Raw genomic sequence first — 22,069 nt, forward strand, 5'->3', positions numbered from 1 at the left:
GTGAAATGATGAAACTTATCCAAAGCCTTTTTGTAGTCCTGTTGTCCGGCGCTTTGTGTTTGCCGGTTTCAGCTGCCCGTATTAAAGACTTAACCAGTGTACAAGGGGTTCGTAGTAACCAATTGGTTGGATACGGCCTGGTGGTGGGGTTGCCTGGTACAGGCGAGCAAAGCCCTTTTACTGAGCAAAGCTTCAGAACCATGCTGAGCAACTTTGGCATTAATATGCCGCCTGGTATGAAATCTCAGATTAAAAACGTCGCTGCTGTTGCAGTACATGCTGAGTTACCTGCGTTCAGTAAACCTGGTCAGACAATTGATATTACAGTTTCATCTATGGGCAGTGCTAAAGGCTTACGTGGTGGCACTTTATTGCAAACCTTTCTCAAAGGTTTAGACGGCAACGTCTATGCGGTAGCTCAAGGTTCGCTGATTGTCAGTGGTTTAGGCGCGGAAGGCGCTGATGGTTCAAAAATTCTGGTGAATACGCCTACTGTAGGACGCATTCCTAATGGCGCTACGGTTGAACGTGAAGTTCCATCGCCTTTTGCTGACGGCGATTTTATTACTTTTAATTTAAATAGTTCAGATTTCACCACCGCCAAAACGTTGGCTGAAACCATCAATAACTTTATTGGCCCAGGCACTGCTCAGTCACTGGACGCATCTTCTGTTCAGGTAAGAGCGCCGCGCGATATGGATCAGCGAGTATCCTATTTATCTACGCTGGAAAATTTAACGCTGGAGCCAGCCAGTCAGTCGGCTAAAATTATTATCAACTCCAGAACCGGTACCATAGTGATAGGTAAAGACGTCAGACTGTTCCCAGCTGCTGTAACTCATGGTGGTTTAACTGTGACTATCGCAGAGAATCCAACCGTAGTGCAGCCCAATGTTTTAGCTGGCGGTGATACGGCTGTAGAACAAAACAGTATTATCGATGTGCGGCCAGATCAATCACGTATGTTTAAATTTGATCCGGGCACGACGCTGGATGATTTAGTCAGCACCATCAATGCAGTTGGCGCTGCGCCAGGTGATTTGATGGCCATTTTAGAAGCCTTAAAAGAAGCCGGCGCCATTCATGGTGAGCTTGTGGTGATCTAAATGAGTAAAGTTGAGAACAAAGTCAATTATCATGATTTAACCGGCTTGGCGCAGCTGAAGCATAGCTCCGGTGGTGATGATGATGCGGCGCTGAAACAGGCGGCTAAACAATTCGAATCTATTTTTATGGGCATGTTACTTAGCAGTATGCGCAAAGCCAATGAAGTATTCGAAGATGACGGTGTTCTCAACAGTAACGCGACCAAGTTTTATCAGGATATGTACGACAAACAGCTATCGACTGAACTGTCAGAGAAAGGCAGCTTAGGTTTAGCTGATTTGTTGGTGCAACAATTGCGGCCCACCAAAGGTAAAACCACACCGGCTTCCATGCTGAAAGTACCCACAGAAGCTGCACCCGTGCCAGATAAAAAAGCCAGTGCAGATCCTGACGTTCCGGCTATAGCTCCAATTAAAAAACCAGTTGAAGTTGCACAGCCTTTAGTTACATCTGCACCACAGGTGATTACCGAGACTTTGGCTTCTGAACCTGATCCTGATAACGAAGACTGGACTTTTGAGAGCCCTGGTGAGTTTATTCAAAAACTAATGCCAGCAGCCAAACAAGCAGCGCAAAAACTGGGGTTAGAGCCTTTAGCCTTATTGGCTCAAGCTGCGCTCGAAACAGGCTGGGGGCAACGTACTTTTAAAACCGCTGAAGGCAATAACAGCTTTAACTTTTTTGGTATTAAAGCGCATAACAGCTGGCAAGGCGATGTCGCAGTCGTTGATACGCTGGAGTATCGTCAGGGTGTAGCGCAAAAAGAAAAAGCTAAGTTCCGTGCTTATGAGTCGCCAGAGCAAAGTCTGGGTGATTATGTCGACTTTATTAAATCTAACCCTCGTTATCAGCAGGCTGTGGCTATGGCTGATAACCCTAAAGCTTATTTTCAACAGCTGCAGGCGGCAGGTTATGCCACAGATCCAAACTACGCTCAGAAAATTTTATCGGTATTTAACAGCGAAACCTTCAAACAGGCACGAAACCTGCTTACTAATAAAGAGTAAAAATAAATATTAAAGATTTAGCCGGTGCTGCCGGTTAACGAAGCTAAGATGCATGATGCATCACTGGAGATTTAGATGTCGGATAATTTACTTCGGATTGGAACCTCAGCCATACTGGCAAGTACTGCTTTGCTTTCGACCACAAGTAATAATATCGCCAACCTGAATACTCCAGGCTACACCAGACAGCGTACAGAGTTCGAATCCAATATCTTAGGGCTTGGTGTAGGTCGGGGCACGACAGAACGTTTAGTTAACGAGTTTGCCCAGAAGCAGTTATGGCGTGATGTTTCCTCTGTCAGTTACGCTAACCAGTATTTATCTGAAGCGGGCCGCGTTGATACGTTAATGTCTGATCAGTCGAACAGTATCTCCACAGGTATGTCTTCTTTTTTCAGTCAGTTGCAAACTGCTATTAACGATCCGACAAATGCATCTTCACGCCAGCTTGTTATGGGTGGAGCTCAAACTTTACTGAATAAATTCAATACATTATCAACTCAAATGACAGCGCAAAATAAGTATTTAAGTCAGCAACTGGAAACGGATGCGGCAGATGCTAATGAGCAAATTGGAGTGATAGCACGATTAAACCAGGAAATTCTGGCTTACGGCAATAACCCGGCTAAGCCACCGCCGCTGGACTTGCTCGACAAAAGGGATCAGGCCATTAAGGAGCTGTCTGCTCTGGTGGATATCAATGTATTGGATGCGGAAAACGGTGATAAACAAGTCTTTCTGGGCAGTGGCCAGTCTTTGGTTCTTGAAAACGGCAAGTTTAATTTATTCAGCGTGGCAGGCGAGCCTGATCCAAACCGCAAAACATTGCAGCTTAAGGCCGGTACCAATCAGAATGTTGTGATTAATATCTCTGAAACTGATTTGGGTGGAAAAATAGGTGCATCGCTTGAGTTCCGCACTAAAGTGCTGGACCCGGCACAAAGAGAGTTAGGTCAACTGGCGTTAGCCTTTACCGATGCCATGAACACCCAAAACCGTTTAGGTATGGATGCTGATGGTAATTTAGGTGGCAATCTTTTCACATTACCAGGCTTTAACGCTTTGCCTTTTAGCAGCAACACCGGCAGCGGGGCAATTACTGCCTCTGTAGTGCCTGGACAAGGCAAAAATATTCCGGCTAACGATGTGCGTATTACCTTTACCGCTGCCGATGCCTTTACTGTTGAAGCTTTAGACGCTTCAGGTAATGTGATCCCAGGCACAGCCATTAGCCGTGCTGGTGTTACCTTTCCTGTGACTGTCACCTCAGATGATACCAACGATTTTTTTGGCTTAAACATTACCTTAACCAATGGCGCGCCAGCTTTTGCCGCCGGAGATAAGTTTGATTTAAAACCTTTAAGCATTGCGGCTCAGAATATCAGTCTGGCGACCAGTCGTCCTGAAGCTATTGCTCTGGCGTCGCCACTGAAAGGTGAAAAAACGCTGACCAATATTGGTAATGCAGAAATAGATAAACTGACCATAAGCAGTGTAGGGCAGACAGGTAACAGATTATCGCAGCCGGCCAACTTTACAGACGGCCCAATTTCTATCACTTATTTAGGTAATAACCAGTTTCTGATTGAAGACTCCGGCGCCCCTGTTGTCAGTGAAACCATCACCTTCGCTGGTACTGATTATCAGAACTTATTAGGTGGTTCTACCAACTTTGCTGATGCTGGCTTTGATTTTTCTGTTAAAGGTGTGCCGAAAGTGGGCGATACATTCAGTATCAGTTACAACACCGGTGGTTTCGAAGATAACAGAAACGGTCTGATGCTTGGGAATTTACAGAATGCTGATATGGTCCGTATTAACGCTGCAACAACAGCGAATGCAGACAAGTACCAGACGTTTAATCAGGCTTATTCGGAGTTGGTAGGGACTGTGGGTACTCAAACCAGTCAGGCTCGGGTTGCTGCGGCATCGTCTAAATCTTTGTTAGAACAAACCTCAGCATGGCATGAGTCTTTATCCGGTGTCAGCCTCGACGAAGAGGCTGCTGATCTGGTCAGGTTTCAACAAACTTATGCTGCAGCGGCTAAGATTTTGTCAACTTCACAAACAATTTTTGACACCCTGTTGCAGGCTTCGAGGTAATGATGCGTACCACTTTTAATATGAAGTACAGCCAGAATCTGGATTCAATTTTAAGTACCCAGGACAAGCTACAGACCGCAAGCTTAATGCTGAATAATCAGACCAAAATTTTAACTGCAGCTGATGATCCATCAGGTGCAGCACGTGCTATAGGCCTTGAAGCTAATATTCAGCAAACGAATCAGTATCAGAGTAACAACACCGCGGCTCGTAACAGTCTGGAGTTACAGGAAACTGTACATGACAGCATACGTAATGCGATGGACAGAGCCCGCGTGCTGACTTTATCTTTAGGTAATGGTACTTACGATGAAAATGATCGTAAGGCTATTGGCGGGCAGTTGGCCAACATCCGTGATGAGCTGTTTGATTTAATGAATCGCCGCGACGAACTGGGCGGGTATTTATTTTCCGGTTTTCAGGATCAAACTCAGCCTTACAACCTGAACACCGCGACAGGTAAATATGAATTTAACGGTGACGAAGGTCAAAAATCTATTCAGCTGTCGTTATCGATATCTATTGCCGCCAATGACAGTGGTCGTAGTATTTTTGACAGTGTCGACAAAAGGTTCCAGACGACAGACCCTACCCTTGGTGCTCCAGTGACAGCAGCGAAAGTGACAGTGGCGAATCAAAGTGTATTTGATAATTTCTATAAACAAAATTACGACGGGCTGACGGCCGGGAATAACGATTTTTCTGTAGTGTTTTCTGCTCCATCTAACTACGAAATTCAGCGTAATGGCGCCGCTCAGGTCCCTCCGGTGACTGGTGTTTATACCCCCGGGGAGGCTATAAACTATAACGGTCTGGCTATTGATGTAACAGGTGCTGCACCAGGCGGCACTGTGGATTTTAGTCTGCAGCCGCCAGAAAAAACCAATATCCTGAATTCGTTAACTGATTTGATTAATGGTATTGAAGCAGGCGACAGTGGCGATGCGCTGAACGAGCGAATTTTGGATGCGACGGTCGAAATTGATAACGCTTCGGCAAAAGTCGACTCAGCTATGTCTTCTATAGGCGGACGTCTGAATGTGATTGAAAGCATTTTTGGCAGCAATGAAGATGTACTGATCGCCACTAAATCACATAAAGCAGATGTAGTGGAACTGGATTACAGCACAGGTATTACTGAGCTGGTGAAACAGGAAACTGCATTACAAGCGGTGCAAGCTACTTTTAACCGGGTCACAGGCTTGAGTTTATTTGACTATATCAATTAATAATTACATTTTCCTGGCAGGAAGCCCTTTATGTTTGCGCAAGAACTCGCCCGTTTTGACCAACTATATTTACAATCAACTGACTGGCCAGTGAATGAATTTCATCACTGGGACACCGTCAATTTTTTACCTCTGAAGCCTGATTCTAAACTCTGTCTTCTGCGAGCCTTCGAGCCTGATTCTGTACCTTTAATCTTATGGCGAAAATTACAGCTAGTGCTGCTCGGTGACACAGATGTTGATCGGCAGAAGTTGTTTAATCTCTTCAGTGCTTTGCCTTTCCTGCAGCAGTATTTGTTTTACAGTCAACTGATGCGGGCCAATTTTGTAGGCCAGTCTTTTGCTTATGATTACGCTCCTTTATACCGGGTGATGATTGAGAAATTTTGTCAGCAAAGTGCAGAGTATTGCTATGTAAGCCCTTTGCTAGGCAATGGTAATGAAGAGATCGTGCTACTACTTACCAACCAGTTTGTCACATCCCAGCATGGGCCTACACTGACTATTCTAAATTACGCCAGTGCGTTAAAAGCCATGGGGAAACATCCAGTGGTGATTTGTTGTACCAGCGTAGCCAAGTCTGGCCATTATGTGTATCCAATGCCTGCTCCGGTATTTTTTGGCACAGTTCGTAATGAATATTTTCAGGGAGAGATGCTATTTGATTTAGATACGGGTAAACATCAGCCTCATGACGGCGGATCTGTTGTGAAATGTTGGGATCAACTATTTGATTTTATGCAACTGACTCCAATGGACGATACCGAGCATTTGGTCGATTTGGTTAACCTGATTAACCAAATCAATCCACGCTTTATTATTGGTGTTGGTGGTTTAAACCCGGTATTGGAGTTTATCGCTCAAAGCCGGCCTGTGCTAAATGTGCCTTGTGTGACCTCTTTAGTCACTCCTTTACATGCAGTGCCTGTACTGCATCGTGAGCTGACCGAAAAAGATCAAAAACGAGTGGAATCTTTAGCTATCACTCATCCGGTGTTAACCAGTCAGTTACCTTTCCGGCTGCGTAAGTTTAACTGTATAAAAAGCAGCAAGGTCACAGACAAAGTACTCAAATTTGCTGTTGTGGGTTACCGGCTTGAACATGAAATGCGTCCGGACTTTATTGAAACCTTACTGGCTATTAAACATAGGTTTCCTCATGCTGCTTTTGTGATGATTGGGCCTGACGCAGTTGAGGGCTTTCCTGCAGAATTACAATCGTGCAGTTATTTTAGCGGCAGGGTTAGTAATGCCATAGACCTTATTGCTAATTGCCACTTTATGCTCAATCCAAAACGCCAGGGTGGCGGGACTTCTGCTATTGAGGCCTTAAGTCTTGGCATTCCTGTGCTCACAGAAGCTTATGGCGATGTATATCAGTATATAGGTGACGATTTTGTATTTTCATCTGATAAGGAACGACTGGAGTTTATTCAGCGCTACCTGGCGGATGAAGAATTTGAAACTGCTTATATCCAGACTTGCCTTGAAGCTGCTGCAAAAGCTACAGACTCCTCTGCCATAGTTCAACAACTGCTGCTCGATTACGACAGTTACATCTATCAACTCCAGCACTAAACCCAGCCTCACAACATCTTCATTCGGGTCAGTGTAAAATTAAATCGGTCTTTTAATTTTACACTGACCCGAATTTTTAGCTTAAATGGCGATAAAAATAGCATTTGTACTAAAGTTCTGAAGTTGGATGCCGATACTATAGTTAGCTGCAAAAATACCCGCAATAAAACAACGTAACCTTATAAATTTATTCAATAAAATTAAATAAATTCCTCAAGAAAAACCTCCTGACGTCGATACAGTAATTAAGCAGGGAACAATAAAATAATTACTCTGCAAAATAAAAAAACTCAGGAGATATACCATGGCTTTATTTGTTAATACTAACGTTTCGGCGTTAAATGCCCAAAGGCAACTAATCAATTCAGGCAAATCATTAGATACAGCGTTTCAACGTTTATCTTCAGGTTTCCGTATCAATAGTGCTGCAGATGATGCTGCAGGCTTACAAATCAGTAACCGTTTAACAAGCCAGATTAATGGTTTGGATCAAGCAATAAGAAATGCTAACGATGGTATTTCATTGTCTCAGGTTGCTGAAGGCGCGATGGATGAAATTACCAACGCCTTACAACGAATTCGTGTACTTGCAGTGCAGTCACAAAATGGTATCAACAGTTCCAGTGACCGTATTGCACTGCAAAAAGAAGTCTCAGCATTAAAGGCTGAAATCAGCCGGATTGCAGCAACAACTCAGTTTGGTGGTGTGAAGTTACTGGATGGAAAATACTCATCAACCTTCCTGGTGGGTGCCAACGCAGGCCAGACGATCAGCGTCAATATATCGCGAGCTGGAGGTGGTTTTGGTTCCTCAGGTTTGGGTATTGCAGGCTTAAGTATCAGCAGTTTAGCTGGCGCATCCCGGGCATTAGCAAGCATAGACAGTGCTATTAACGTGATTGACTCCAAGCGGGCAGACTTAGGTGCGATTCAAAACCGCTTCCAGTCAACAATCCGTAACTTATCTAACATTGTCGAAAATATTTCAGCAGCACGAAGCCGTATCAAAGATACAGACTTCGCAAAAGAGACAGCTGATTTAACTCGTGCGCAGATTCTGCAGCAGGCCAGTACTACCATTCTGTCCCAGGCAAATCAAAGACCGCAGGCAGCACTGTCTTTATTACAAGGTTAATTATTCAACAATAACTACTACATATTGAATCGATCTTTAGTACGACTCCTGAGCTTTATGCTCTTTGGCCATACGGCTTTACCGTATGGCCTTTTTTATTTGTGTCCAATAGTGGAATGTTTGTTTTTAAAATAATTTATTAAATTGCTAAAGAAACAATATTGTATGCCGATACAGTATTTGAGTGGATTAGATTAAATATAAAATGACGTATCCACTTTTTATTCAATAAACGCTCAGGAGAAAAGTTATGGCGTTATTTGTAAATACCAATGTCTCGGCGCTGAATGCGCAGAGGCAACTTATAAACTCGGGTAAAACCCTTGATACATCATTTCAGCGTCTTTCGTCTGGCTTTCGCATCAATAGCGCAGCAGATGACGCGGCTGGTTTGCAGATCAGCAACCGCCTGACCGCCCAGATACAGGGCCTGGATCAGGCGATCAGAAACGCCAATGACGGCATTTCTTTATCCCAGGTGGCAGAAGGGGCCATGGATGAGATTACCAATGCGTTGCAGCGCATCAGGGTTTTATCAGTGCAATCGCAGAACGGTATCAACAGTTCGGCGGATCGCGTGGCGCTGCAAAAAGAAGTATCGGCGTTAAAGACTGAAATCAGTCGTATCGCCACAACCACTCAGTTTGGTGGTGTGAAATTGCTTGATGGGAAATATTCATCGACTTTCCTGGTGGGGGCAAATGCAGGCCAGACCATCAGTGTGAATATCTCCAGGACTGGTGGTGGATATGGTGCATCTGGATTAGGTATAGCTGGCTTAAGTATCAGTAGTTTAGCCGGCGCGTCCAGAGCTCTTGCGCAAATCGACAGTGCGATCAACGTCATCGACTCTAAGCGAGCCGATCTGGGTGCGATTCAAAACCGCTTCCAATCCACGATACGCAACTTGTCGAACATTGTGGAAAACATATCCGCTGCACGCAGTCGGATTAAAGATACAGATTTCGCGAAAGAAACGGCTGAACTGACCAGAGCGCAGATACTGCAACAGGCCAGTACCACCATCTTATCGCAGGCAAATCAAAGACCGCAGTCAGCGTTGTCACTGTTACAGGGTTAACAGAGTAGACAGAACTTCTAAGTTCAGCGACTGAGTCTACCCAAGCTGGTTGAAGCGACAAAAGCATCAAATACAGCGGGTACAAAACGAATAGCACTGGTTTAGGAAGGCATTGGGCGCCTGAACCGTACGACCAACTTTATGGCACTGCTCTGACGCACCTATAGCGAGGAGCTCCTGCCAAAGGAAAAAAGGAAAGGCTTTATGGCTACTTATTTACTAACCGGAGGATGACACCATGTCATTATATGTCAATACCAACGTATCAGCTTTGAACGCACAACGTCAGTTAATTAATTCTGGCGGTTCATTAGATACATCGTTTAAGCGTTTATCATCAGGTTTTCGTATCAACAGCGCTGCTGATGATGCGGCGGGCTTACAGATTAGTAACCGTTTGTCTAGTCAAATCAATGGTTTGAATCAGGCAATCAGTAACGCCAATGACGGTATTTCACTGTCACAGACGGCTGAAGGTGCGATGGATGAGATTACTAACTCTCTGCAGCGTATCCGGGTACTGGCAGTACAGTCGCAAAATGGTATCAACAGTTCGGCAGACCGTGTTGCATTGCAAAAAGAAGTATCAGCGCTGAAAACGGAAATCAGCCGCATTGCAACTACAACTCAGTTCGGGGGCATTAAGCTTCTGGATGGTAAGTTCTCCGCCAAGTTCCTGGTTGGAGCCAATGCCGGACAAAATATCAGCGTGAACTTGTCACGCACTGGTGGTGGTTACGGAGCTTCAGGCCTGGGTATCAGTACTTTGTCGATATCCAGTGTCAGTGGTGCTTCAGCTGCATTAGCCAGCATCGATAGTGCAATCAAAACTATCGATAGCACAAGAGCGGATCTGGGTGCTTTACAAAACCGGTTCCAATCTACAATTCGTAACCTGAGTAACATTGTGGAGAACGTTTCATCAGCGCGTAGCCGGATCAGAGATACTGATTTTGCTAAAGAAACCGCAGAGTTGACTCGTTCGCAGATCCTGCAACAGGCCAGTACTACTATCCTGTCTCAGGCGAATCAGCGTCCACAGGCAGCCTTGTCACTGTTAGGTTAATTTAAAACCCGGCCTTGATGACATGGTGATAAAAACGGACCCCACAAGGGTCCGTTTTTTTTTGCTTTTTTTTTCAAAATGCAAAAAAATACAAAATTCTTATTTATTTTTAAAAATAATTCACTATGTAACTTTATGAAAAATAAAGAAAAGTGAAATTAATTGCCGCTTGTTGGAAAAAAATTGCCTTTTTTTACTAAAGTCCTGAAGTTGCTTGCCGATAGCTAGTTAAGCCAAATTGCAGTTTGGCGAGAATTGCGGGGTTCCGCTTAACAATAAAGGTTGTGTCCAGGGTTTGCAGACCCGTCGCGACTTTAAGGAGTGACTTATGGCTTTAGCAGTAAACACCAACGTATCCGCGTTAAACGCACAGCGTCAGTTATTAACATCTGGCAATGCACTGGATACCTCATACAAACGTTTATCTTCTGGTTTTCGTATCAATAGCGCTGCTGATGACTCTGCAGGCTTACAGATCAGTAACCGTTTAACCAGCCAAATCAACGGCTTAAACCAAGCTATCAGTAACGCAAACGACGGTATTTCAGTGGCTCAGGTTGCTGAAGGTGCGATGGATGAAATTACAACTTCATTACAACGTATCCGTGTATTAGCAGTACAATCACAAAACGGTATCAACGGTTCAGCTGACCGTGTTGCGTTACAAAAAGAAGTTTCAGCGTTAAAAACTGAAATCAGCCGTATTGCTCAGAACACTCAGTTTGGTAACATTGACTTACTGAAAGGTAACTTCTCAGCAAAATTCCTGGTTGGTGCTAACGCAGGCCAAACTATCAGCATCAACCTGTCCCGTACAGGTGGTGGTTATGGTACTTCAGGTTTAGGCCTGAATACGTTATCTGTTTCTTCTGTTGGTGGCGCATCTGCAGCATTAGCAAGTATCGACAGTGCAATCAAAACGATCGACTCAGCACGGGCAGATTTGGGTGCGTTACAAAACCGCTTCCAATCTACAATCCGTAACTTAAGCAACATCGTTGAGAACGTGTCATCTGCCCGTAGCCAGATCCGCGATACAGATTTTGCTAAAGAAACAGCTGAATTAACCCGGGCACAGATATTGCAACAGGCCAGTACAACTATCCTGTCTCAGGCTAACACCAGACCTCAAACTGCACTATCCTTATTAGGTTAATAGTGGCCTTTTAGGTAAAGACTAAGAACGGCGAAGACTCATTATTAAAGTCTTCGCCAGTTTTGCCGATACAGAGGTAGATGCAAATGAGTTCAGTAATTACGGGTAATTTTGGTTATCAGCCAACAGCCCCCAAAGCTGCTGCGAGTAGTGCAGTTGAGCTGAACAAAATGAAAAGTGATCCTGATACAGTGACGCCAGAATCTAAAGCAAAGACTGATCCTGCGCAAGCAGAGCAAGCTGTGACTACGGACGAATTAGGTGAAGCTGTTGAGAATATTAACCAGTTTGTTAATTCTCAGGGACGTACTTTAAATTTTTCAGTCGATGAAGAGTCCGGTAAACCTGTAGTAAAAGTGATTGATTTCGAGACCAAAGAAGTGATTCGTCAGATCCCGTCTGAAGAAGTACTGACTATGGCTAAAGCAATCAAGAGATTACAGGAAGATTTGGGCTCTGCGACGGGTTTGATGTTCGATAAAACGATATAAAGAGAGGATGAATCATGGCGATCCGGTCGTTAGGTGCAGCATCAGGGCTTGATCTTGAAAGTCTGGTTACACAGTTGGTTACTGTGGAACGAAACACTAAAGAAACTCGTCTTGATGCGACAAAAAAGGAGCTGGATTCATCTCTTTCTGGTTTTGGCAAACTCAAATCAGCCTTGACAAAATTTAAAGATACTTTGACGGCTTTGGGGGACGATAAACTCCGGGCTCGTACTACTAGTATTAAACAACCTACAGATACTAAAACTTATCTGGAAGCCACATCCAGCAGTACTGCTGCCCCAGGTAATTTTGATATTAAAGTCAAAGCGCTGGCAACGGGAAGCCGGATTGAAAGCGCGAATAATGCATATACCAGCTCATCTTCAGTTGTTAGTACTACTGCAGGTAAGCTTACCTTCGAAGCTGATGGTAAAACCTTTGATGTAAACGTCAAAGCCAATATGACCCTGGATGAATTCCGTAAAGCGGTAAACAATGCCAGTGGTAATTTTGGTGTCAGTGCCAACATTATAAATGCTGGCGATGGTGTAGGTACTAAGTTAGTGCTGACATCGTCCATCACTGGCGAAGGCAATGAATTAAAAATCACCAATGACAATGCAGCTTTGGACAGTCTTTCAACTCAGGCTTTTGGCAGCAGCGACCCTGTTTCTGGTGGTCTTGATGTAGCTATTGAAGCTGGTGATGCTGAAGTAGTGATCGATGGTATTAGTGTTTTCAGCGAAAATAACACCTTTAAAAATGCGATACAAGATACTGAGCTAACTGTGTCAGCTGTAACACCTGACGGTAACAACGCAACTTTAACTATCGCGACAGACAAAAAAGCAGCTGAAGAGAAAATCAAAGCTTTTATGGATGCCTACAATGGCTTGTTGACTGAAGTAAACAGTTTAACTAAAAACCGTACTATAGGTGATGATGGCAAAACTGTTGTAGCGGAAGGCGGGGCTTTAAGCAGTGACCCTATGGTTCGCAGCATTATGAGCCAGGTGACTAAAACCTTAGGCAGTGCTTTTTCATCGGGTGGCCAGGAGCTGAATAACTTATATGCTTTAGGTATTACCTTTAATGATCAAGGCAAAATGGAAATCTCCAGCACAAGGCAATACGGGGCAGATTCCGGTCGTGAACGTTTTGATGATGCGCTGGAAAATAACTACGATAAAATTGCAGACTTATTTGGTGCTTCAGGTGGTATTACCAAGTCGTTGGATAAAGTGATTTCGCAGTTTACCGACCGAGATGGCTTATTAGTGAACAAAGAAACCTCACTGAAAGACCAACTGAAAAAAAATACTAAAGATCGTGAGGCCTTCGAACGATATATAGTGAGCTACGAAGAAACCTTGCGTCAGCGTTATGGAGCTTTGGATTCCACTTTGGGTCAATTACAAAGTACCTCCAGCTATCTGGTGCAACAATTGGCAAACCTGCCACGATATGGTAGTTAACAGGAGCTTGCTATGAGTTACGGTATTAAGGCTTACAAATCTGTAGGCATAAAAGATGATTTAGCTGTTGCGGATCCGCATCGTATTATTCAGCTATTAATGCAGGGCTCACTGGAAAATATGGCCAAAGCCAAAGGTGCCATGGAACGTAAAGATTTTGCCGAAAAATCCCGTACTGTTTCAAAAGCCATGAGCATTATTTCCGCCTTGCAACATTCTCTGGATATGGATGTTGGTGGAGAAGTGTCACAGAATTTATGGTCGTTATACGATTTTATGGTCAATCACTTAATGCAGGCCAGCCGTGAAAGCAGCCCTGCGAAAGTAGATGATGTGATTGAAATTATGATCAAGATTAAATCCGGCTGGGATGCAATTCCGGTGGAAGAACGGCAAAAAGGCTTCCAGATGCTGGCTGAGCGTCAAGGTCAGTCGGCATTGGCATCGGCTTAATGACGGATTTAGTTGTTCTGTTACAGGCCAAACGCCAGCAAATTATCGAGTTGCTGGCGCAAGAAGAATATTCCACTGAAGACTTCGCTCTTCATTGGCAAGAGTTTGATCAACTGCTGCGTCAACTCTGTGAACCCCCCCAACAAACACCTGATTTACAAAGTATATTGGCAGATAACTTGCAGTGGGTTAGTCTTATCACTGAACAAGTCACTTCCGAGAGAAGTACTGTAGCTGTCAGGATGTTGCAATTACGCAAAGGTAAAAAGGCGCATCAAAGCTACGGAGACAATAATTAAGCAGGTGCCAGACCTTTATGCTGAAATATATCAATTACCAAATCCTCGATAATGCTGACCAGCAAGAAGCTCTGGAAAAACAAGTCTCTGCGACCATAGCTCGCAACATTCGTCAGAACATTGACGCTTTCCGGCAAAATATCCCAAGCTTAGTCGGCATCATTAATGACCACGAAGTGCAGCAATATTCGTTATTCTGTACTAAAGATGCTGAACTAAATATTGTCGACTTCGCCACTGGCCGGGTGTTTTATCAAAGTACTGCTAAACAGGAAGTGATGGCTGAGGTGCAAGAGTATTACTCTCACGCTGCCTATTTTAATCTGCAAGACAAACAAGATGATTTGACCTGGCGCCACCAGCCTTTGCCTGCCCAAGTCGATGTGCTTTTGGTGTTTGGTCTTGGTTTAGGTTATCACCTGAATGAGTTGGTGATGAACAGCCGTATTCGTTACCTTGTGGTGTATGAACCTAATGCAGATATTTTGCTCTGTTCAGCTCAGGCGAATAACTGGCAACAGTTGCTTGATACAGCCACCAGCATGGGCACTCATATCTTTTTGCAAATAGGGTCTGACGCTACTGCTGTACCCTCTGAATTAACAGAGTTACTGGAGTTTGATCCAAAGCTCGATAAGGTTTTTGTTTATCGTCATCAGTTTCACCCTATGATGGATGATGTCATTCGCTACCTGTTGCAGCATTCCGGTAATAAAGAGGCCTTGACTCATACTGGCCACCAGTTCGCCGAATACAAAGACTATGCTGATTACGTGTCAGAGCGTGCCGGTAATTTATTAGGCCATTACAAACCTCAGGATTACAAAACAGAGCAGGCGCAGGCGTTGTACGATGCCAATATGGAAGCGTTGCAAAAATTTTACCCCAAAGTGCACAAAGCTATGGTTGAGCATAAAACACGAGCATGGCAACTGGTCTCAGACCAGCAAGGCAATCCTAATCTGTACCATCTGAAGCGTAATGCGTTGCTTCATCAGGATCTTGAAGCTGAATCGGCGGAATTGGTTGAGTATTTTGTCAATCATCCATTTAAGGATGATGTGGTGCTTAATCAGCGATCCAGCTCTAAATATAAAAGCTATTTGCATTTCTCAAAAGTTGCCGAGCTGCAACCACTGATTGATAAAGCTCTGAACCAGCAAAGCCAACTGCCTGTTGTGGTTAATACGTTAATTATTTTTGGCGTGGCTTTAGGTAAACATATTGAACGGCTGACAGAGCAGCATCAGATTAAGAATTTATTTATTTGTGAACCCAATCTGGACTTTTTCGCAGCCAGTTTGTGGGTGACTGACTGGGCTGGTATTTTTGCCAAAGCAGATGGCGCTGAAGGTCGGATCTATCTGAATTTAGGTGGTGATGGCAGTCATTACTTTTATGATCTGATGGCGCAGTTTTATCAGATAGGTGCTTATTCTATTGCTGATACCTATATGCTCAGCACCTACTTTAATATTGGGATGCAAAAAGCTATAAGTGATTTACGGTCAGAGTTAAAAGTCGTACTGGCTCTCGGTGAATACTACGATCACGCCCGTTTTGGTATTGCACACACTCATCACAGCATCTTTAGTGGACAACGGTTTTTACAACATAGTAATGCTGGATACAAAAACCATGTGGCGCTGAATTTACCTGTTTTTGTGGTGGGTAACGGTCCGAGCCTGGACCACTGTTTTGACTACCTAAAAGAGTACAGGGATCAGGTTATTGTGATCAGCTGTGGTACTGCACTTAGATCTCTCCACAGGAATGGTATCAAGCCTGATTTCCACGCCGAAATAGAACAAAACAGAGCTACTTTTGACTGGATCACTCAAATTGATGACACGGATTATCTAAAAGATATTCATTTGCTCAGCGTAAACGGTATTCACCCTGATACTGCCGCTTTATTCAAAGAAACACTGTTGTGTTTTAAAGATGGAGAGGCGTCAACTTATGTGTTTCACAATGGCCTGAAAAAGCGTGGTTTTAACGTTGCCTCCTTGGCTTATGCATACCCAACAGTGACTAATTTGGTGATGAATTACGCCATCAAATTAGGTTTTAAACACTTTTATCTTTTTGGTGTCGATTTAGGTTTTATCGATATTAATCAACACCATTCCCAGCATTCAGCGTATTACAAAGCTGACGGTTCGCAGGTGTATAACTACCAGCTACGTCATGGCGGTGGAGTTCCTTCAGTCGGTAATTTTCGGCCTATGGTGTACACCAAACCGGAATTTGATGTGTCGCGGAAATTACTGGAACAAGCTATATCCAAGGCCGGCCGTAAAATTGAAGTTTATAACTGCAGCGATGGTGTAAAAATTAAAGGAACCATTGCTTTGCAACCAGAAAATATTTTGCTTGAGGCCTCTGGTGTTAAAGACAAAGGGGAGGAGTTGGCAGGACTGCTGACCACTGCTTACTTCCCAGCTTTCCCTGAGTTAGCTGAGCACATCTATGCACAATTTGATTCTGCTGTGTTTGAGTCTTCAATGCAGCAGTGGCTTGACATACTGCAACAGGATGCAGAAAACAAAGAAGATGCTACCGATTTGGTTGAAAAGCAGTGGCAGTTCTTGCGTAAAAGAGCAGTGAAAGACAATGACATCACCTTTTGTCTTTTTCACGGTAGCGCAAATTACATTGCTGGTGTACTGACAAAATTAGCGGCAAACATTACTGAAGACAACGTTGAGTTTTTGCAGACATTCAATCAGGTATTGGCCGTATGGCGCAGCTATTTGCAGGATGGTCAGACTTATTACATTCAGGAGCCCTTTGAGTTTGATGGCGTCAGTGTTCAGTACTTGTTTAAACCAGTAACACAAGGATAACCAGATGAAAAAAGTTTTGGTTACAGGTGCCGATGGTTTTATCGGTTCTCATCTGGTGGAATACCTACTCGAGAAAGGCTATCAGGTTCGCGCATTAGCTCAATATAACTCGTTTAACTCGGCAGGCTGGCTGGATGGTTTTGCACATCCGGCGCTTGAAATTCATTATGGTGATGTGCGGGATGCCTTTTTTTGTGATGCGTTGTGCCAGGGGATTGAGGTTGTTTTTCACTTAGCAGCGCTGATCGCTATTCCTTATTCGTACAGTGCACCACAAAGTTATATCGAGACCAACGTCAACGGTACCTTGAATATGTGTCAGGCTGCACTGAAACATGGAGTAAAACGGTTTTTACAAACATCTACCAGTGAAGTTTATGGCACAGCACAGTATGTGCCTATTGATGAAAAACATCCGCTGCAAGCCCAGTCACCTTACAGCGCCTCTAAGATTGCTGCTGATGCCTTGGCGATGAGTTATTACCATGCCTTTAATTTGCCGGTTACCATAGTCCGGCCTTTTAATACCTATGGCCCACGTCAGTCGGCCCGCGCTGTGATCCCAACTATTATTAGTCAAATCGCGACCGGTGCAACACTCATCAAGTTGGGAGACACCAGCCCAACCCGTGATTTTAATTATGTTCAGGACACCTGCGCTGGTTTTGAAGTGCTCAGCCGTTGTGATGCAGCTATTGGCGAGACAGTGAACATCAGCTCGAATTACGAGATTTCTGTAGCAGATACCTTAGATTTGATCCGCAATCTGATGCAAAGCGGGGTTGAGTTTGTCATGGACGAGCAACGTTTACGTCCAGCCGGCTCGGAAGTGTTCAGGTTATGGGGCGATAACAGCAAACTGTTACAACTCACAGGTTTTTCTCCTGCGGTAGATTTAACACAAGGCCTGCGCCGCACTATTGAATGGTTCACTCAGCCTGAACATCTGGCCTGCTATAAAGCCAGTCAATACAACAAGTAGAAGCCCTGATGCAGCAGACTTTGTTTCAATTTATCCGAGAGCTTTACCAGACAAAGGATTTTATTCCTTTGCATGCACCTCGCTTTGCCGGACAAGAATCCGCTTATGTGCAGCACACTTTAGATTCTACTTTTGTTTCCAGTGTTGGAGCTTATGTTGATCGGTTTGAAGCGGATATGGCTTCGTACTGCAAATCGTCTAAAGCAGTCGCAGTGATGAACGGCACAGCAGCTTTGCAGGCCGCTTTGTATGCAGCAGGCGTGGTGAACCATGATTTGGTAGTGACTCAGTCATTTACTTTTGTCGCAACCTGTAATGCGATTCATTGGGCAGGTGCAGATCCCGTATTTGTTGACGTCTCAGAATTGAGTTTGGGGTTATGTCCAAAGTCGCTGGCTGAGTTTTTACAGCAAGAGTGTGAACTGACGGACGGAGCTTGTATCCATCGCCAAACTCATCGCCGGGTGCGGGCTGTTGTACCTATGCATACTTTTGGTCATCCGGTTGAGTTGGATGAGTTGCTGCTACTTTGCCAGCAATGGCAGTTAGTGTTGATTGAAGATGCTGCTGAAAGTCTGGGTTCTTTGTACAAGGGCAGGCACACTGGTACTTTTGGCCGTTTTGGCACTTTAAGTTTTAATGGTAATAAAATTATTACTACGGGTGGTGGTGGCATGGTGCTTTGTGCTAACCACGACGATGGTGTAGCGCTGAAACATCTGACAACCACAGCCAAAGTTCCACATAGTTATGAGTTTGTGCATGACGACTATGGCTTTAATTACCGCATGCCAAATCTGAATGCGGCGCTGGGCTGCGGACAACTGGAACAACTGGATAGTTTTATCGCCGATAAACGCGAAATAGCAGCCTTGTATCAGGATTTTTTTGCTGGCTCAGAGTTTCGTTGTGTCAAAGAGCCGCCTTATGCGCGCTCCAACTACTGGCTCAATGCAGTGATTTGTCCTTCAACTGAAGTAAAAACACAATTGCTTGAAACCGCAGCAGAGCAGGGCATTATGTTGCGCCCAGCCTGGCGACCTATGCATCAACTAGCCATGTATCAGCACTGTATTCGCAGCAACTTAGCTGTAACAGACTATCTGTCTGAGTATTTGGTTAATTTGCCCAGTTCGGTAAGGAGCTTGTCGCATGACCATTCATAAACGTCGGATTGCGGTATTCACAGGCACCCGGGCTGATTATGGCTTGCTATATTATGTGTTACGGGCAATACAAAGCGATCACGAGCTGGAGTTGCAGCTGATTGTCTCTGGCAGCCATTTATCACCTGAGTATGGCTACACGGTGCAGCAGATAGAACAGGATAGTTTTGAGATTGCAGCACGCATCGATATGTTACTTTCGGCAGACAGTGCGGTAGCAACGGTAAAAAGTATGGGGCTGGGACTGATTGGTTTTGCCGATGCCTTGCAGAGGCTTAAGCCAGACTTGTTAGTGTTGCTTGGCGATAGATACGAGGCATTAGCAGTGGCGCAGGCTGCGATGCTTATGCATATCCCGTTGTTTCATCTGCACGGTGGTGAACTGACCGAAGGCGCTTATGATGATGCAATACGGCATGCCATCACAAAATTCAGCCAGTACCATGCAACCTCGACTGAGGTGTATCGTCAACGAGTGATCCAGTTAGGTGAGTCTCCTGAACGGGTATTTTGTGTGGGCGCACCTGGTCTTGAAGCCATAGCCAGGCAAACGGTCTGGTCACGTCAAGACACGCTGAAAGAACTGGGGCTGTCTGCAGATGCACACTACCTGTTATTGACTTACCATCCTGAAACTCAGGATATCGCCAGTACCAGCTCTGCTATTTGCAATGTACTGGACGCCTGTTTGAGTTTTGAATCGCTGTATCTGATTGGCACTTATCCAAATGCGGATGAAGGTGGCCGGTTAATTATTGAGCAACTTGAACTGGCCAAAAAACAGCACCCCAAGCGTATTAAGTTGTTTTCGTCGCTTGGGCAGGCACGTTATTTGGCGGCAGTGCGGCATGCAGAAGTGGTAGTGGGTAATTCTTCCAGTGCGGTGATTGAAGTTCCTTCATTGCATGTTCCCAGCGTCAATGTGGGGCAACGTCAGACGGGTCGGTTGGCGGCGAGCTCTGTACTGCATTGTGGCCATGACCTGACCGAAATAAAAACCTCAATAGCCGCTGCTTTGCAACTCGATTGCACAGCAGTCTGTAATCCCTACGGTGATGGCGAAGTGAGTCACAAAGTGGTGTCACTATTAAAAACCATCCCACTTTCCAGCCAAAAGAAATTCTATGATGTGCCGTCAGGCAAGGACTGTTAAATGAGCAAAACCTTTGTTATTGCTGAAGCTGGGGTCAATCATAATGGCGATGCTGATTTAGCTTTTGCTTTGATTGACGCCGCCGCGCAAGCGGGTGCTGACGCCGTCAAATTTCAGACCTTTCAGGCAGATTTATTAGCCACCAGACAAACACCAAAAGCTCAGTACCAAAAAGAGTTGACCGATGCCAGCGAAAGCCAATGGCAGATGCTCAAACGACTGGAATTACCTCAGAGTTTGCACCACCAGTTAAAAGACTATGCGGAAAAGTCAGGTCTTGAATTTATGTCAACAGGCTTCGACCAGCCAAGCACTGAGTTTCTGCTGAGCATGCAGCTAAAGCGCTATAAAATTCCATCGGGCGAACTGACCAATGCGCCTTTGTTGTGGTTAACAGCACGCAGTGGCAAACCACTGATACTGTCAACAGGCATGGCCACTCTGGGGGAGATTGAATTAGCGCTGGCCGTGGTGGCTCATGCGTCAACGTCAGTAGAGCCTCCCAAAGGATTGCGCGAGATTTGGCAGAACTGGAGCAGTACCGTTGCTCAGCAGAAACTGCGGGATCAGGTGACCTTGCTGCATTGCACTTCTCAATATCCTTGCCCTGATGATCAGGTGAATTTAGCTGCTATGACCACATTAGCCCATAGTTTCCAGTTGCCTGTCGGCTATTCGGATCATAGTGATGGCTTGTTAGTGCCAGTGGCTGCTGTTGCCCGCGGAGCTAGTATTATTGAAAAACACTTTACCTTAGATCGTAACTTGCCTGGCCCTGATCATAAGGCGTCATTAACCCCCTATGAGCTCAAAGAAATGGTGCAGCAAATTCGACGGGTAGAGTTACTTATGGGGTCAGGGATCAAAGCTCCATACCCTGTTGAGTTGGAGACTCAGCGTGTCGTAAGGCAGCGCCTTGTGGCGAAGACCGCTATTGTAGCAGGCCAGCTCTTTACCGCAGACAACCTGAGCAGCGCACGCAGCAGCAGCGGTACTGCAGCACTTCATTACTGGGATTTATTAGGTCAGACTGCGACTCGATCTTATCAGGCGATGGACCCTGTCGCTCAGGACCCGTCATGCTAGGCGTAATATTGCTTGGAGCTGGTGGTCATGCCAAAGTGGTGCTTGAGATGCTGCAACTTACGCAGACCAAGGTGTTAGGAGTGAGTTGCCCGCTGCTTTGGGCACAGCAAGTTCAGCAATGGCGGGGATTGGTCGTGTTGGGGGATGATGATGTGCTCAACAAATACAATCCGGCGCAGGTGAAATTGGTGAATGGGGTTGGCATGATGCCTCATTCTCTGGCGCGTTATGCATTATTCAACAAAGCCCGTCAGGCGGGGTTTGAGTTTATCAATCTGGTACATCCTTCTGCTGTGGTTAGTCCAAGCGTCCAGCTGGGGCAGGGGGTGCAAATCATGGCCGGAGCAGTGATTCAAGCCGATAGCAAAATTGCCGATAATGTGATTATCAACAGCAGAGCTTTAATTGAACACGATTGTGATATCGCATCGCACAGCCACATAGCTCCAGGTGCCGTGCTTTGTGGCCAGGTGACTGTGGCTGAACAGGTATTTGTTGGGGCTGGAGCTACTGTCATTCAGGGCATTAAGATGGGGGCAGGTGCAGTGGTGGGTGCTAGTACAGTAGTGGTCAAAGACCTGGCTGCATATGCAACAGTGCGTGGTGTTTCAGCTGTGATCCAGTTATCCCATGCAATCAGCGGAGAAAAATAA

Annotated in this window: 19 protein-coding genes; all 19 read left to right on the top strand. The window is 45.0% G+C overall.

The window, feature by feature from the left end:
* The first annotated feature begins 8 nt into the window (after positions 1-8).
* The 19 genes from OM978_RS07465 to OM978_RS07555 all read left to right on the top strand — a co-directional run bounded on the left by OM978_RS07465 (position 9) and on the right by OM978_RS07555 (position 22,069).
* Positions 9-1,106, top strand: a complete 1,098-nt coding sequence (locus OM978_RS07465) for a flagellar basal body P-ring protein FlgI (RefSeq protein ID WP_264346921.1) — start codon at positions 9-11, stop codon at positions 1,104-1,106.
* A complete protein-coding gene (flgJ, locus tag OM978_RS07470; protein ID WP_264346219.1) occupies positions 1,107-2,114 on the top strand; it encodes a flagellar assembly peptidoglycan hydrolase FlgJ in 1,008 nt (335 codons plus the stop codon).
* Positions 2,115-2,189: 75 nt separating this feature from the next.
* Positions 2,190-4,217, top strand: a complete 2,028-nt coding sequence (gene flgK / locus OM978_RS07475; protein WP_264346220.1) for a flagellar hook-associated protein FlgK — start codon at positions 2,190-2,192, stop codon at positions 4,215-4,217.
* Positions 4,217-5,446 (top strand): flagellar hook-associated protein FlgL, encoded by a 1,230-nt coding sequence (gene flgL / locus OM978_RS07480; protein ID WP_264346221.1) that lies wholly within the window; start codon positions 4,217-4,219, stop codon positions 5,444-5,446. The genes flgK and flgL overlap by 1 nt, the downstream gene beginning before the upstream one ends.
* A 30-nt stretch (positions 5,447-5,476) precedes the next feature.
* A complete protein-coding gene (locus OM978_RS07485; protein WP_264346222.1) occupies positions 5,477-7,024 on the top strand; it encodes a glycosyltransferase in 1,548 nt (515 codons plus the stop codon).
* A gap of 304 nt (positions 7,025-7,328) precedes the next feature.
* Positions 7,329-8,159 carry a flagellin gene (locus tag OM978_RS07490; protein WP_264346223.1) on the top strand — a complete coding sequence of 277 codons (831 nt, stop codon included), beginning with the start codon at positions 7,329-7,331 and terminating at the stop codon, positions 8,157-8,159.
* Positions 8,160-8,409: 250 nt separating this feature from the next.
* The gene (locus tag OM978_RS07495; protein ID WP_233008715.1) at positions 8,410-9,240 is read left to right on the top strand and encodes a flagellin; all 831 of its coding nucleotides are present in this window, start codon (positions 8,410-8,412) and stop codon (positions 9,238-9,240) included.
* A gap of 238 nt (positions 9,241-9,478) precedes the next feature.
* The gene (locus OM978_RS07500; protein WP_264346224.1) at positions 9,479-10,306 is read left to right on the top strand and encodes a flagellin; all 828 of its coding nucleotides are present in this window, start codon (positions 9,479-9,481) and stop codon (positions 10,304-10,306) included.
* A gap of 328 nt (positions 10,307-10,634) precedes the next feature.
* Complete coding sequence (locus OM978_RS07505) at positions 10,635-11,462, top strand: flagellin (protein WP_264346225.1); 828 nt, start codon at positions 10,635-10,637, stop codon at positions 11,460-11,462.
* An 86-nt stretch (positions 11,463-11,548) separates the two neighbouring features.
* Complete coding sequence (locus tag OM978_RS07510) at positions 11,549-11,953, top strand: flagellar protein FlaG (RefSeq protein WP_264346226.1); 405 nt, start codon at positions 11,549-11,551, stop codon at positions 11,951-11,953.
* Between the two features lie 14 nt (positions 11,954-11,967).
* Positions 11,968-13,428, top strand: a complete 1,461-nt coding sequence (gene fliD, locus OM978_RS07515; RefSeq protein ID WP_264346227.1) for a flagellar filament capping protein FliD — start codon at positions 11,968-11,970, stop codon at positions 13,426-13,428.
* 12 nt (positions 13,429-13,440) lie between these two features.
* Positions 13,441-13,881, top strand: a complete 441-nt coding sequence (gene fliS / locus OM978_RS07520; protein WP_264346228.1) for a flagellar export chaperone FliS — start codon at positions 13,441-13,443, stop codon at positions 13,879-13,881.
* Positions 13,881-14,180, top strand: a complete 300-nt coding sequence (locus OM978_RS07525) for a hypothetical protein (protein WP_264346229.1) — start codon at positions 13,881-13,883, stop codon at positions 14,178-14,180. Before fliS ends, OM978_RS07525 begins: the two co-directional genes overlap by 1 nt.
* 17 nt (positions 14,181-14,197) lie before the next feature.
* Positions 14,198-17,029, top strand: a complete 2,832-nt coding sequence (locus OM978_RS07530; protein ID WP_264346230.1) for a 6-hydroxymethylpterin diphosphokinase MptE-like protein — start codon at positions 14,198-14,200, stop codon at positions 17,027-17,029.
* A 4-nt stretch (positions 17,030-17,033) separates the two neighbouring features.
* Positions 17,034-18,011 (top strand): NAD-dependent 4,6-dehydratase LegB, encoded by a 978-nt coding sequence (locus OM978_RS07535; protein WP_264346231.1) that lies wholly within the window; start codon positions 17,034-17,036, stop codon positions 18,009-18,011.
* An 8-nt stretch (positions 18,012-18,019) separates the two neighbouring features.
* The gene (locus OM978_RS07540; protein ID WP_264346232.1) at positions 18,020-19,177 is read left to right on the top strand and encodes a LegC family aminotransferase; all 1,158 of its coding nucleotides are present in this window, start codon (positions 18,020-18,022) and stop codon (positions 19,175-19,177) included.
* Positions 19,164-20,330, top strand: coding sequence for a UDP-N-acetylglucosamine 2-epimerase (gene neuC / locus OM978_RS07545; RefSeq protein WP_264346233.1), 1,167 nt, complete (start codon positions 19,164-19,166; stop codon positions 20,328-20,330). Before OM978_RS07540 ends, neuC begins: the two co-directional genes overlap by 14 nt.
* Positions 20,331-21,416 (top strand): N-acetylneuraminate synthase, encoded by a 1,086-nt coding sequence (gene neuB, locus OM978_RS07550; protein WP_264346234.1) that lies wholly within the window; start codon positions 20,331-20,333, stop codon positions 21,414-21,416. It abuts the gene before it with no gap.
* A complete protein-coding gene (locus OM978_RS07555; RefSeq protein WP_264346235.1) occupies positions 21,410-22,069 on the top strand; it encodes an acetyltransferase in 660 nt (219 codons plus the stop codon). Before neuB ends, OM978_RS07555 begins: the two co-directional genes overlap by 7 nt.

This window comes from Rheinheimera sp. MM224, from assembly GCF_947090785.1.
GTDB lineage: Bacteria > Pseudomonadota > Gammaproteobacteria > Enterobacterales > Alteromonadaceae > Pararheinheimera.

Coding starts and splice junctions, on each gene's coding strand:
- OM978_RS07465 (WP_264346921.1), top strand. CDS start 9: ATGAAACTTATCCAAAGCCTTTTTGTAGTCCTGTTGTCCGGCGCTTTG.
- flgJ (WP_264346219.1), top strand. CDS start 1,107: ATGAGTAAAGTTGAGAACAAAGTCAATTATCATGATTTAACCGGCTTG.
- flgK (WP_264346220.1), top strand. CDS start 2,190: ATGTCGGATAATTTACTTCGGATTGGAACCTCAGCCATACTGGCAAGT.
- flgL (WP_264346221.1), top strand. CDS start 4,217: ATGATGCGTACCACTTTTAATATGAAGTACAGCCAGAATCTGGATTCA.
- OM978_RS07485 (WP_264346222.1), top strand. CDS start 5,477: ATGTTTGCGCAAGAACTCGCCCGTTTTGACCAACTATATTTACAATCA.
- OM978_RS07490 (WP_264346223.1), top strand. CDS start 7,329: ATGGCTTTATTTGTTAATACTAACGTTTCGGCGTTAAATGCCCAAAGG.
- OM978_RS07495 (WP_233008715.1), top strand. CDS start 8,410: ATGGCGTTATTTGTAAATACCAATGTCTCGGCGCTGAATGCGCAGAGG.
- OM978_RS07500 (WP_264346224.1), top strand. CDS start 9,479: ATGTCATTATATGTCAATACCAACGTATCAGCTTTGAACGCACAACGT.
- OM978_RS07505 (WP_264346225.1), top strand. CDS start 10,635: ATGGCTTTAGCAGTAAACACCAACGTATCCGCGTTAAACGCACAGCGT.
- OM978_RS07510 (WP_264346226.1), top strand. CDS start 11,549: ATGAGTTCAGTAATTACGGGTAATTTTGGTTATCAGCCAACAGCCCCC.
- fliD (WP_264346227.1), top strand. CDS start 11,968: ATGGCGATCCGGTCGTTAGGTGCAGCATCAGGGCTTGATCTTGAAAGT.
- fliS (WP_264346228.1), top strand. CDS start 13,441: ATGAGTTACGGTATTAAGGCTTACAAATCTGTAGGCATAAAAGATGAT.
- OM978_RS07525 (WP_264346229.1), top strand. CDS start 13,881: ATGACGGATTTAGTTGTTCTGTTACAGGCCAAACGCCAGCAAATTATC.
- OM978_RS07530 (WP_264346230.1), top strand. CDS start 14,198: ATGCTGAAATATATCAATTACCAAATCCTCGATAATGCTGACCAGCAA.
- OM978_RS07535 (WP_264346231.1), top strand. CDS start 17,034: ATGAAAAAAGTTTTGGTTACAGGTGCCGATGGTTTTATCGGTTCTCAT.
- OM978_RS07540 (WP_264346232.1), top strand. CDS start 18,020: ATGCAGCAGACTTTGTTTCAATTTATCCGAGAGCTTTACCAGACAAAG.
- neuC (WP_264346233.1), top strand. CDS start 19,164: ATGACCATTCATAAACGTCGGATTGCGGTATTCACAGGCACCCGGGCT.
- neuB (WP_264346234.1), top strand. CDS start 20,331: ATGAGCAAAACCTTTGTTATTGCTGAAGCTGGGGTCAATCATAATGGC.
- OM978_RS07555 (WP_264346235.1), top strand. CDS start 21,410: ATGCTAGGCGTAATATTGCTTGGAGCTGGTGGTCATGCCAAAGTGGTG.